At 49.3% G+C, this 12,255-nt stretch carries 10 protein-coding genes; 5 read left to right on the top strand and 5 right to left on the bottom strand.

Annotation, left to right across the window (positions count from 1 at the left end; translation table 11 throughout):
* Window positions 1–101 precede the first annotated feature (101 nt).
* On the top strand, window positions 102–1,727 hold the full coding sequence (locus H8S80_RS16165; protein ID WP_002603915.1) for a C40 family peptidase: 1,626 nt from the start codon (window positions 102–104) through the stop codon (window positions 1,725–1,727).
* Between the two features lie 122 nt (window positions 1,728–1,849).
* On the opposite strand, the gene H8S80_RS16160 is transcribed toward H8S80_RS16165, so the two are convergent.
* Complete coding sequence (locus tag H8S80_RS16160) at window positions 1,850–2,524, bottom strand: DUF5680 domain-containing protein (protein ID WP_117632621.1); 675 nt, start codon at window positions 2,522–2,524, stop codon at window positions 1,850–1,852.
* A 197-nt stretch (window positions 2,525–2,721) separates the two neighbouring features.
* Between H8S80_RS16160 and H8S80_RS16155 the strand changes: the two genes are divergently transcribed.
* Window positions 2,722–4,008, top strand: a complete 1,287-nt coding sequence (locus tag H8S80_RS16155; RefSeq protein WP_117632622.1) for an RNA-binding domain-containing protein — start codon at window positions 2,722–2,724, stop codon at window positions 4,006–4,008.
* 106 nt (window positions 4,009–4,114) lie between these two features.
* On the opposite strand, the gene H8S80_RS16150 is transcribed toward H8S80_RS16155, so the two are convergent.
* Window positions 4,115–6,427 carry a hydratase gene (locus tag H8S80_RS16150; RefSeq protein WP_117632623.1) on the bottom strand — a complete coding sequence of 771 codons (2,313 nt, stop codon included), beginning with the start codon at window positions 6,425–6,427 and terminating at the stop codon, window positions 4,115–4,117.
* A 3-nt stretch (window positions 6,428–6,430) separates the two neighbouring features.
* Window positions 6,431–7,762: a citrate synthase gene (locus tag H8S80_RS16145; protein WP_002603918.1), complete on the bottom strand. Its 1,332-nt coding sequence runs from the start codon at window positions 7,760–7,762 to the stop codon at window positions 6,431–6,433.
* 361 nt (window positions 7,763–8,123) lie between these two features.
* Between H8S80_RS16145 and H8S80_RS16140 the strand changes: the two genes are divergently transcribed.
* Window positions 8,124–8,519: a DUF2500 domain-containing protein gene (locus tag H8S80_RS16140; RefSeq protein WP_002603919.1), complete on the top strand. Its 396-nt coding sequence runs from the start codon at window positions 8,124–8,126 to the stop codon at window positions 8,517–8,519.
* 51 nt (window positions 8,520–8,570) lie between these two features.
* Window positions 8,571–9,728: a DUF2812 domain-containing protein gene (locus H8S80_RS16135; protein ID WP_117632624.1), complete on the top strand. Its 1,158-nt coding sequence runs from the start codon at window positions 8,571–8,573 to the stop codon at window positions 9,726–9,728.
* On the opposite strand, the gene H8S80_RS16130 is transcribed toward H8S80_RS16135, so the two are convergent.
* Both H8S80_RS16130 and H8S80_RS16125 read right to left on the bottom strand, forming a co-directional pair.
* A complete protein-coding gene (locus H8S80_RS16130) occupies window positions 9,729–11,105 on the bottom strand; it encodes an MATE family efflux transporter (RefSeq protein WP_117632625.1) in 1,377 nt (458 codons plus the stop codon).
* A gap of 4 nt (window positions 11,106–11,109) precedes the next feature.
* Entirely contained in the window at window positions 11,110–11,724 is a 615-nt protein-coding gene (locus H8S80_RS16125) for a TetR/AcrR family transcriptional regulator (RefSeq protein WP_117632626.1), read from the bottom strand.
* 189 nt (window positions 11,725–11,913) lie between these two features.
* Between H8S80_RS16125 and H8S80_RS16120 the strand changes: the two genes are divergently transcribed.
* Window positions 11,914–12,054 carry a helix-turn-helix transcriptional regulator gene (locus H8S80_RS16120; RefSeq protein ID WP_117632627.1) on the top strand — a complete coding sequence of 47 codons (141 nt, stop codon included), beginning with the start codon at window positions 11,914–11,916 and terminating at the stop codon, window positions 12,052–12,054.
* Window positions 12,055–12,255: the final 201 nt, after the last annotated feature.

Genomic DNA, 12,255 nt, shown 5'->3' with positions numbered 1-12,255 from the left:
TATCGCAATTACCGACAAATTATGCTATACTAAGGCGGATAGGCTCGTAGTCTGACTTGACTGTTTCAAGCCAAAAACGATGATGGAGTGAATATTACACAATGGAAAACAAAAGCGATAAAAGTGACAAAAAAGATTACATCGTTCATCTGAACAAAGCCAGAAAGAAGCGTAATAAGAATGATTTTGAGAGATACATCATTCTGGCAGTGATAGCGGTTGTGGTGGTTGTAATCCTCCTGTTTGCCGGGAAGGCCATAGCAAAGCGTGTATCGGCAGGGGCGGAAAAGACGACCGCAGCGACAGAGACAGAGAGCCAGGCGGAAGACCCGGGGCAGCTGAAGATTGCCGCGAAGGAAGCTGAGGAGTCTGAGGCAGAAGCACAGGCAAAGAAGACGGAAGAGGAAAAAAAGGCGGTTGTCGATTCTTATCAGAATCTCGGAATTGTTTTAGTTTCCGGATATTTGAATGTGAGAAAAGAACCGAATACCTCGGCGGATATTGTCGGAAAGCTGATGGGAGACAGTGCCTGTGAGATATTAGACAGTACACAGGAAGGCTGGTATAAGATTTCTTCTGGCGGCATCGAGGGATATATTGATTCCCAGTACGTCCTGACAGGTGATGAGGCGAAGACGAAAGCCTATGAGCTTGTGACACTGCGGGCGATCGTGCAGGTTGACAACTTAAATATCAGAAAAGAGGCCAATACCACGTCGGATGTCGTGGGACAGGGCCTTATAAACGAGCGGTACGAGGTCATCGATCAGGTCGACGGCTGGGTTCAGATTCCGTCCGGTTATATGTCAGCTGATTACGTCAAGCTGGAGTATGCGTTAAACGAGGCCAGGAAGCTGGATCTGAAGGCCATGATCTTCAATATGTACAAGAACATCGGTATCTCGGATGTGGATAACTACTTAAACGTCAGGGAAGAGCCCAGCGAGGACGGCAAGGTGATCGCCAAGATGCCGAGCAAGGCGGCGGGCAACATTCTCGAGACGACGGACAACGGCTGGTACAAGATCCAGTCCGGTAAGATCACCGGCTACGTGAAATCCGATTATATTCTGACCGGACAGGCAGCCAAGGATGAGGCGCTTAAGGTGGCTGAGCTGATGGCCATCGTGAACACGGACATGCTGAACGCCCGGTCCGAACCATCCACCGATTCCAAGATCTGGACCCAGATCTCGAATAACGAGAAGTATCCGGTATTGAAACAGATTGACGGCTGGGTAGAGATCGAGCTGGAGGAGGACAGCAACGCTTATGTGGCATCGGATTACGTCGATGTAAGATACGCGCTGCCTGAGGCGATCAAGTTCTCACCGCTGGAGGAAAAGGCCAACGCGGCGGCTTCTCTCAGAACGCAGATTGTAAACTATGCACTGCAGTTCCTGGGTAATCCCTACGTATGGGGCGGCACCAGCCTGACCAAGGGTGCGGACTGTTCCGGCTTTACACTCTCCGTATTCGGTCATTTTGGCATCAGCCTTCCGCACTATTCCGGTGCGCAGGCGAATATGGGAAAAGCAGTGAAGTCCAGCGAGATGCGTCCGGGAGATCTCGTATTCTATGCGAACAGTAAAGGAACTATCAATCATGTGGGAATCTATATCGGCAACGGCCAGATCGTCAACGCGGCCAGCCGGAGAAGCGGTATTAAGATCTCGACATGGAACTACAGATCACCGGTGAGAATCAGGAATATACTGGGAGATTAATCCATATAAGAGAGCATGCGCAGAACCATAGACGGTTTTCTGCGCATGCTTTTTTCGTATGGAAGATTCGTATTATGAAAAAAATCAGAACGCTCTTTTCCATGATAAGCCGGAGAAATGACTCAGGAGAGTCTGCCTCCGTGGAAGAGACACGTATAGATTCTGACCTCCCGGCAGTAGATGGCCTCTTCCCCCTGAAACTGGCCGAGGGTACCCTGTGTCCGGCAGACATAGGTAAAATCCTCGTTCCGGAAGTATTCCGGGCCGCGGAGGGGAAGTTCGGCCGGAACCTGTGACAGAGCTTCCTTTAAGAAGGCACTGTAAAAGGTCTCGTCCAGCGATACGCCATAGTAATTGAGCGCCCAGACGGGAGTGTCACTGATCCACACGGCTTCCTCTCCCGTAAAATTCCGGCTTCCCAGATAGGTGTCGATGTAGAGATAATCCTGTTCGGAGTATCGAAAATCGTGAGACTGGGGGCGTGAAGGAGGCGCGGTGTTCTGACCGGAGGCGTAGGTGCGCTGTTTAGCCCGCATAAGAAAGCGGCGAAGCGCCTTTTCAGACGCAGGGTCCGGGTCTAAAAGGGCTGGGGCGCATTCCTCCTCCTGCCTGATGAGGCGGTCGATGGAAACGCCGAAGAGTTCACTGAGACGGACCAGGTTGGGAAAATCGGGAAATGCCTGGCCGTTTTCCCATTTGGTTACGGCCTGACGGGAGACGTCCAGGTGTCCGGCCAGCTCTTCCTGGGAAAGCTTTCGGCTGGCGCGCAGGTGCTGTAGTCTTTCGTTGAAATTCATGTGGTTCCTCCTTTCGCTGCTATGTATGATCATACAGGATTATGGGGAAGAATGCAAACACCCTGTGGTGGCAGGCCCTGCAACTGTGGGTTGCGGATTATTGAGAAACAGGGATTTGTGGCTGAAAGAAAAGGTATCTTGCATTCTATCACTTGTGTGTTAGAATGGTGATAGAACGTGATAGAAAGAGTGATAATATGGAATTGTATGAAAGCGAAATTATTGAGTTAAAAGAAATCTATACTACTGATTTGAAGAAAGAAATTGTTCCTTTTGCAAATACAAATGGCGGAACGATCTATATTGGTGTGCAGGACAATGGAACGATTGTTGGCGTTGATCATGCTGATTTTGTAATACAGCAAATTGCAAATTCAATAAGAGATAGTATCAGACCAGATATCTCTATGTTTACAAGCATTGAACTGTTAAAAGACGAAAACAAATCGTATATAAAAGTGACAGTGGATTCAGGCACGAAAAAACCATATTATCTTTCCGACAAAGGATTGAAACCGACCGGTGTATATGTCAGAAGCGGTACAACTTCCGCTCCGGCATCGGAAGATGCGATTCGCATGATGATAAAGATGACGGATGGCGATTCATTTGAAACAAACCGCTCATTAATTCAGGAGTTGACGTTCAACAGTTTAAGTAAGGAGATGGAGAGAAGAAAACTGGAGTTTACAGGGGTGCAGATGAAGAATCTGGGAATTCTTTCGTCTGATGGTATTTTCACAAATATGGGCCTGCTTGTTTCGGATCAGTGCAGGCATTCTATAAAATTTGCTGTTTTTCAGGGTACAGACAAATTGGTCTTTAAAGACAGGAAAGAATTTACGGGCTCGCTTTTTGAACAGTTGGCAGAGGTATACAAAACCATCGATTTTTATAATGGAACAATGGCCAGTTTCCATGATTTACTGCGTACGGACGAAAGAGATTATCCGGAAGATGCTGTTCGGGAAGCATTATTGAATGCAATTGTCCATAGAGATTATTCTTTTAGTGGAAGCACCTTTATTAATTTGTATTCTGACCGGCTGGAATTTATATCTTTAGGAGGCCTGGTGCCCGGTTTGTCATTGGAAGCGGCTATGCTCGGCGCCTCCCAGTCAAGAAATGAAAAGCTGGCAAATTTATTTTATAGAATGAAATTAATTGAAGCGTATGGTACGGGGATCAGCAAGATTATAAGCTGCTATAAGGGGAAGTCTGAACAACCTGTATTTGAAAGTGTGGAAGGTGCTTTTCAAGTGATTCTTCCCAATGTACATGCACGGAATTTAAGTATGGAAGATGCAAAGTATTTGCCAATCCTTCAGTTGTTTGAATATAAAAAAGAAATTACACGTTCTGATGTTGAAACAGTTTTAGGTAGTGGAACTACGCATGCAATTAACATAGTAAAAGAAATGCTTGATAAAAGCTTAATTGAAAAAGTTGGAAATGGCAGACTGACAAGATATGTAAGGAAATAAACTACGCAGATTATTGAGAAACAGGGATAAAAGAAAAGCTTTTATTAACAAGTTCCAGCCGGAAGCTGTGTTAATAAAAGCTTTTTTACAGGTCTGTTTAAGGAATCTAATTCTCGCTGTGGCGGTTGCGATTATAGTTAATCAGACAGCCGGCTTTTACGATCTCTTTTTCCTCGCTGGTCATCTCCGCAATATGGAGGTTGATCTCGTGAATCGGATTGCCCTCTTCATTCTTAATGACATAGGCCGGTATATGCTGCATATCGCCTTCTAAGGCGGCGCGGACACCCGGAACGTAGATGAAATCACCGATGTCGAAGGACGGCTCCTCATCCAGAAGGAATGGCAGCATGCCCCAGTTAATCACGTTGGAGCGGTAGCGCTTGGTAGCGTATTCGTTTGCGATATTGGCGAGGCCGCCGAGAACTCTCTGGCAGCTGGCCGCCTGCTCACGTGCGGAGCCGTCGCCAGGTTTTACTGCATAGATCATGCTTCCGATCTCGGTTTCTCTGGCTCTTAATTCCGGCTGATCCAAATAAATACGAAGGGCATTGAACGCTGCTTCCATCTCCGGATCCGGTTTTAACGGACAAGCGCCGGTCTTGCGAACCGCCTCCAGTTCATTGACCTTCTTGGAACGGCCGACATACTCCGGATCGCGTCTGGAGAGCGTGAACTCTGCCAGACCCAGCGGGTTAGAGCGGTAGGATGAGGTCTCTCCGGAAGGAATCAGTTCATCCGTCGTGGTGACAGGGTCCATGATCTTAGAGCAGACTCTCAGGATAATATTATCAGTCAGGGCGCTCATGGCTGGCCAGTCTTTGATATTTGGTCCGTAGATCAGTTCTGCCTCTGGATCTGCCTTTCCATAACCCTGATAAACTCTTCTTTCATAAGAGGTGCTGTCGAATTCATAAGCAGGTACTTCATAACCGTCAGCAATGGTTTCCGCCGAGGTTAAGTAGCCTCCGTTTGCCGCGGTGGCTGCGATCGAGCGGGCATCCATCAAGGCGACGCAGGAGATCTGGCCGTTACCCGGCTTGGAACCTTCACGGTTCGGGAAGTTTCTCGTGGTATGGCGGATGCTCAGTGTGTTGTTCGCCGGAGTGTCGCCTGCGCCGAAGCACGGTCCGCAGAACGCTGTACGGATGGTAGCGCCGGCAGCCATCAGCTCTGTAACGGCTCCCTTCTTTACCAGATCCATGTATACCGGCTGTGAGGACGGATAAACGGACAGGTTGAAGATATCGTTTCCGCAGTCCTTGCCGGACAGGATATGAGCGGCCGTCATGACGTTGGAATAGTTGCCGCCTGCACAGCCTGCGATGACGCCCTGCTGTACCAGGAGCTTCCCGTCCACGATCTTATCGGTCAGGGATAAATGAACATTCGGATTGCCGAGAATATGATCGGCTTCCTTTTCCACGGTTCTTAAAATATCGCCCAGGTTTGCATTCAGTTCGTCGATCTCGTAGGTGTTGCTCGGATGGAATGGAAGAGCGATCATCGGCTTAACGGTGCTTAAATCGATGGATACGACGCCGTCATAATAGGCGACATCCGCCGGGTTCAGCTCTTTATAAGCCTCCTCTCTGCCGTGCATCTTTAAGTAGTCCCTCGTGTCCTCGTCTGTTTTCCAGATGGAGGAGAGACAGGTGGTCTCCGTGGTCATGACATCGACTCCGTTCCGATAATCGGTATCCATGGAGGCGATACCCGGGCCTACGAATTCCATAACTTTGTTTTTTACGTAACCATTTTTAAATACGGCGCCTACGATGGCCAGTGCCACGTCGTGCGGACCGACGCCCGGACCCGGTTTTCCTGTCAGATATATCGCTACGACGCCCGGATAGGTGACGTCATATGTATCACGAAGCAGCTGCTTCACCAGCTCGCCGCCGCCTTCGCCTACCGCCATGGTACCCAGGGCTCCGTAACGGGTATGGCTGTCGGATCCGAGGATCATGCGTCCGCAGCCTGCCATCATTTCACGCATATACTGGTGAATGACTGCGATGTGAGGCGGTACGAAGATTCCGCCGTATTTCTTCGCGGCTGACAGTCCGAAAATGTGGTCGTCTTCATTGATGGTACCGCCTACCGCACACAGGGAGTTGTGGCAGTTTGTCATGACATAGGGAATCGGAAACTCGGAGAGGCCTGACGCCCTTGCGGTCTGAATAATTCCGACAAACGTAATGTCATGGGATGCCATGGAATCGAAGCGCAGCTTCAAATGTTCCATATTGTCCGCAGTGTTATGTTCCTTCAGGATCGAATAGGCAATCGTGCCCTTTTTCGCCTCTTCTTTTGTTACGTTCTTTCCTGTCAGAGCGACAAGCTTTTCGGCTTCCTGTTCCGGCACCAGTTCTGTACCGTTTACCAGGAAAGCACCTCCATCATACAATTTAACCATATGCTATCTTTCCTCTCTCTTTTTGTAAGGTGTTGCTTCACCAACGTATTTGAACGCCGGACGCATGATCTTTCCATCATACATCTTATTCTCGATATTGTGCGCCAGCCAGCCTGCCATACGTGCGCAGACGAAGAGCGGCGTGTACATATCTTCCGGTATCTGTAACATATTATAAGCGAATCCGCTGTAGAAGTCCACATTGTTTGAGAGAGTTTTTCCGTTTCCGGCGAGAGTTTCTTTGGCAACTTTTTCAAATCTTGTCAGGAATTCGTATTCATCCTCACGTTTTTTCTGCTTTGCCAGCTTCTCGCAGCAGGTTTTTAATAAGTCGGCACGCGGGTCGGAAACTGTATAGACGGCATGGCCGAGACCGTATACGAGGCCGGTATTATCATAAAATTCTTTATCAAGAATCCGCTTAATCACCTGCTTGATCTGTGCATCGGTGGCTTTTAAGCCGATTTCCTTTTCGATGGCGGAGATCATCTCGCTGCAGCGTATGTTGGCGCCGCCGTGCTTCGGTCCCTTTAAGGAGCCGATGGACGCGGAGATCGAGGAGTAGATGTCGGTTCCTGTGGAGGAGATGACGACATTTGTAAAGGTAGAGTTGTTTCCGCCGCCGTGATCGGCGTGAATCATCAGCATGATGTCGAGTAAGTCTGCCTCCTGCTCGGTGAAGGTGCCGTCGCGGCGCAGCATGTAGAGGATGTTCTCCGCAATGGAGTATTCCTCCTTCGGATAGTGGATGATCAGGCTTTCTCTGTCATAGTAGTGAATCTTGCTCTGATAGGCGTAGGCAGCCATGGAAGGAAGCTTAGCCAGAATGCTGATTCCTTTTAACAATGTCTGGTACGGGTCCACGTTGTCGGGGTCTTCATCATAATTATAGAGAGAAAGGATACTCTGCTGCAGGCTGTTCATTAAATTGCGGGAAGGGGAACGAAGCAGATTTTTCTCCAGAAACTCATCGGGAAGCGGATAAAAATGACGGAGAATTCCGGAAAACTCGTTCAGTTCCTTCTTGGAGGGAAGGTATCCGAATAACAGAAGAAATGTGGTTTCTTCAAAGCCGTACCGTGCATTTCCTTTTCCCTTTACCAGATCGCCGATTTCGATTCCGCGGTAGAAAAGCTTACCTGGTACATTGACCTTTTTCCCATCCTGAATCTCATAGCCGACAACATCGGATACACGCGTCAAGCCAACCCTGACTCCGGTGCCATCCTCGTTGCGGAGACCCTTTTTTACGTTGTGTTCCTTGAATAAATGATTTGGAATATCCGTATAGTTTGAGGATTTACCAAATGTCTGTGCGATGAAGAAGTTATTCATGCGATATTCTCTCCTTTTCCTTTAGATTCAGTCACGGCCTGCATAATTTTGCAGAAAAGCAGCGCGAAGTGATCTCCACGCTGCCCCATTGGCATTACTGAAGTGACCGTTTTTATATTGTTCAGTAGTTTACCATGGAAAAGTATCAAAGTCAATACCTTGTTGTAATCACAATCAAAATATTGTGATGCGTACAAGATATGTTTGTATTAACCATACAAATGTGTGCGATAGACGGCCTTAATTTTTTGAAATAAAAATGAATCAATAATATTAAGGAAAAAGAAAGGAAAAGATTCTGACAACATACTATAATAGAAAGAAAAGAGTGGTAACAGCCACAGGGAAAAGGAGCGGCGCCATGTACAGTGATTTTGGCTTTTACGGAGGATTTACGCAGTTATTTCCGATTTTATTCGGAGTTATATTTTTGATCGTGGCAGTAATGATCGTAGTTACCCTGATTCGGGGGATTTCGCAGTGGAATTCCAATAACCACTCTCCGGTATTGACTGTGGAGGCGATGGTGACTTCCAAGCGTCAGGAGGTTTCACACCGGCACAGCAATCAGAACACGATGGATACTTATACAAATTTTACGTCTTATTATGCAACGTTTCAGGTCGAGAGCGGCGACCGCATGGAGCTGGGCGTATCGGGAACGGAGTATGGGATGCTGGCGGAAGGCGACATGGGCAGGCTGACCTTTCAGGGAACGAGGTATCTCAGTTTTGAGAGGGGACCTCTGGAGTCATAGAGAGGGATTTATTCCCGCGAGCAACGAGTCAAACGGACACGAGGATGAGAGATGGAAAAACGAAAAAGAACAATCAGAAAATTGATGCCGGTCAGTCCTTACGACAGCGCCGGTCTGGAGGCCTGGTTTTCGGAGCTGGCCGGACAGGGGCTGTTTGTCAGGAAGACCGGGTATTATTTTGCAAATTTTCAAAGGAAAGAGCCGAGAAGCCTGGTCTATAAGCTGGAGCCTTGTGACCAGTACCGGGATGAGCAGGAAAAGGAGCTGACGGGGCAGTACCGTCTGGCAGGCTGGGAGGCGGCCGGTGATGTGTGGCGAAAGTTTTTGATATTTTCGGCTGTCAGGGAGATGGCTGTAAGTCCGGAGATTTCCGTGGAAATACGAAGTGCAGGCGAGGCGTCCCTGAAGAAAACGGGGTATGGCTGCCTTCTGACGTGCGCTGCGGATGGCGTACTGACGGCGCTCTGGTGCTGGATGATCCTGGGCCGATTTGGTTTCTGGTATACGGCCACCATGGCGACGCCTTTCCTTCTCTGTGCCCTGATGGTCTTTCTGTTTGGAATCAATATCTTCTGGAGAATGTCCGATTACATACAGATCCGGAGATATTTAAAGGGGACCAAATGTGGCGTACATCTGCCAGAACGCAATTGTCAAACACGCCCTGGCAGAGGACGGGCCAGATCGATCTGTTCAGCAGCCGCGGTAACCTGCATCTGCCTCGTGTTTATATGGGCGGGAGAGCAGAAGTCCTGGCATAAGGAACTGAGTGAGGTTTATACCAGTCTTCCGGTTCCGCCCATTACGGCGGTTTCGCCGGAGAGCAGCCCCATAAGCGGAACGGTCACCTATCATTCTTCCATCGTTGCACCGGTACAGTTTCAGATCGTCCAGGATGGACCGGATGCCCAGATGCTCCGTATGGATTATATGGAACTCCGCTTTCCCAGGCTGGTGAAGCCGGTCTTCAAGAATATGATGAAGGATCAGCTGCAGTGGAGCAGCGCTGAGCCGGAGGCGGTATCTTCCGGGCTGTTTGACACCGCCTTTGTGGCCGTGATAAACGACAGTATGCATTATCTCTTCGTCTCCGACGGACAGAAGGTAGCAGCAGTGTGCTATATCGGCCCCGGTTATACAGACGAGTTTTTAAAGACGATTCACGACGCCATGGAGACATGGACGCAGCCGGAGCTGTTTAGGCGGTGATCAGCGGGTTTCCTTCATATTCCTGGAAGCCGTCCGTTTCATGGGACGGATCGAAAGGATACATATTAATATAGTAAGAACATCGGCCGCAGGCTGGGCAAAATAGATGCCGGTCACGCCCAGAAGCCTCGGCAGAATCAGGATAAAGGGCACGTAAAAGAGACCCTGGCGGATCATGGACAGGAAGAGGCCGAACCTTGAGGCGCCGATGGTCTGAAAGGTGATGGTCATCATATAGCAGAGCCCAAACGCCGGATATAAGGCAACCTGGGATATCAGCAGCCGGGAACCGTATTCGATCACGGCGGGATTGCTGTTAAATAACCGGATGAACGGCCGGGACAGCGCGATATAAACCGCGGCCACCACGATTGTCAGCAGCAGGGAGGCGGTGAGGGAGAAACGGACAGACTCATGAAAACGGTCTTCGTTCTTCGCACCGAAGGCGTAGGAAGCGACCGGCTGATATCCCTGCATAAATCCCATAATGACGTAGCAGCCGATGAGAATCAGACGCTGGACGACACCGTAGGCCGCAATGATTAAATCGGCGTCCGGCATGGGCTTTGCGGCGATATTGGTCAGCGATGTGGCCGCTGCGAGACAGATCTGAATAACCGCGGAGGGAATTCCGATCAGTGTGACCGTTTTTATCATGTGAAAGTCGGGCTTAAAATAGTGCGGCTTGATTTTAATGATGGAGCGTCCGCCTAAGTAGAACCACAGCAGGATGGAAAATGTGACAAACTGAGAGACCGTTGTGGCCAGGGAGGCTCCCTGCACGCCCATACCCAAGCCCCAGTCGAACATGAAAACAGGGTCCAGAACCACATTTAGGGCGGCGCCTGTGATGACGGCTATGGAAGAAATTTTGACGGAAGATTCCGCCCTGGCGGCACAGTTCAAGCTTTGGGCCGGCAGATTGGCCAGCGCGGCGATAAACATCCAGAACGCGTAGTCCTTAGCCTGGGGCAGAACCGCGTCCGAGGCGCCGAAGGAACGGAGCAGCGGCTCCATAAAGAAGAGTCCGCTGACACAGAGAATCATACCGATGACTACCGACAGGGCGACGATGGTCGTCACCGTAGTGTTGGCCCCCTCCTGGTCCTTCGCCCCCAGCTGACGGCCTGCCAGCACGGCGGCGCCGGCGGAAAAGATGTTCTCAACCGAAACCATGATCAGAAGCAGGGGCAGCGTCACGCCGACGGCGGCCAGAGCCGTGTCGGAATGCAGCATGCCGATGTAGGCGGTATCGACGATATTATAGACTGCCTTTGCTAAAAGGGCCAGAGTGGCGGGCACCGCCAGCTTGATGATGGCCTTCGAAGGCTTCATTTCTCCCAAAACAGATGCATTCGTTGTTTTTTGACTGTCCATTGGATTACTCCTTTCTCTCTACAACGCCGTACAGGAGGATGCGCAGCGCCCTGCGGCAGCTTTCCTCGTGGTCGCGTATATCGATTTTCTCCGATCCGGTCATCTGGTATCTGGCATTGATATAGTCCTGATACTGGCGGAAGGTGTCCACCACATCTTCCCTCGATAAGTCGGAGCGCAGAGATACCGGCTCCAGCATCCGGTTTAAGCTGTCGATATTGAAACGGTCTAACGGGGCTTTTTTCTCCTGAATGGAAGCCTCCAAATGAGCAGGCGGCATAATGACGGCATCACAGAAAATCCTCTGGTACTGGGGATTCTGTTCAAAAAAGTCCAGTCTTACACGAAAATACTGCTCCAGCCGCTCTTCGGCGGTTTGGCCTTCCATGTTAGTGTGGCTCTGTAAGTGGCCGGTCAGCATCTGGAAGCACTCTTCCACACAGGCTAAGTATAAATCGTCTTTTGTCGGAAAATAGTGGTAGATAATTCCCTTGGAAAGCCCCTCCCCGTTGCTGATGGTATTGACAGAGCTGGCTCCATAGCCCTGCTCTGAAAATTCTGCCAGCGCGCTTTCCAGAATGCGCCGTCTGGTCTGCTGATTTTTTTCTTCTCGTTTCATGATTCCGTTCTCCTGAAAACAAATATTGACCATATGGTCTATTATTACGATACCACAAATAGACTGAGTGGTCAATATTTATTTGCAACAACGGAAATTGCTTGAAAATGGGGGATGCAACGATTTGTTGCGTGACAGTGCGGCGCTGTCTGTGGTATGTTTTTTAGAGATGGAGAAGGAGGAGCGCGTATGAACGGGATCGGAAAAAACATAAAGAAGCTGAGGAAAGAGCGCGCGCTGTCACAGGAACAGCTGGCTGAGCGGCTGCATGTGACGAGGCAGGCTGTCTCCAGCTGGGAGACAGGTGTTTCCCAAACAAAAAGATATTAAGAAACAGCCCATGTTTACCTGCTTGCAAACAAAAGAATATTGCTACTAGACTAAGAGATACTACATAAGTGTGTTGGTATCTCTTTTTTGTTGCCGTGAAACAGCAGACTATTTCATTTCTGCTTGATTACCTTAAAACTTATTAGTCTATGGTTTGTCAAGGGCTTGTTGCGTGAGAAATGCTGAATATCACCCTTTACA

The organism is Hungatella sp. L36 (assembly GCF_014288035.1).
This window is presented reverse-complemented; position numbering and strand designations above follow the sequence as displayed.

Bases quoted from the DNA above. Each gene is read 5' to 3' on its own strand.
- H8S80_RS16165 (WP_002603915.1), top strand. From the start codon at position 102: ATGGAAAACAAAAGCGATAAAAGTGACAAAAAAGATTACATCGTTCAT.
- H8S80_RS16160 (WP_117632621.1), bottom strand. From the start codon at position 2,524: ATGAATTTCAACGAAAGACTACAGCACCTGCGCGCCAGCCGAAAGCTT.
- H8S80_RS16155 (WP_117632622.1), top strand. From the start codon at position 2,722: ATGGAATTGTATGAAAGCGAAATTATTGAGTTAAAAGAAATCTATACT.
- H8S80_RS16150 (WP_117632623.1), bottom strand. From the start codon at position 6,427: ATGGTTAAATTGTATGATGGAGGTGCTTTCCTGGTAAACGGTACAGAA.
- H8S80_RS16145 (WP_002603918.1), bottom strand. From the start codon at position 7,762: ATGAATAACTTCTTCATCGCACAGACATTTGGTAAATCCTCAAACTAT.
- H8S80_RS16140 (WP_002603919.1), top strand. From the start codon at position 8,124: ATGTACAGTGATTTTGGCTTTTACGGAGGATTTACGCAGTTATTTCCG.
- H8S80_RS16135 (WP_117632624.1), top strand. From the start codon at position 8,571: ATGGAAAAACGAAAAAGAACAATCAGAAAATTGATGCCGGTCAGTCCT.
- H8S80_RS16130 (WP_117632625.1), bottom strand. From the start codon at position 11,105: ATGGACAGTCAAAAAACAACGAATGCATCTGTTTTGGGAGAAATGAAG.
- H8S80_RS16125 (WP_117632626.1), bottom strand. From the start codon at position 11,724: ATGAAACGAGAAGAAAAAAATCAGCAGACCAGACGGCGCATTCTGGAA.
- H8S80_RS16120 (WP_117632627.1), top strand. From the start codon at position 11,914: ATGAACGGGATCGGAAAAAACATAAAGAAGCTGAGGAAAGAGCGCGCG.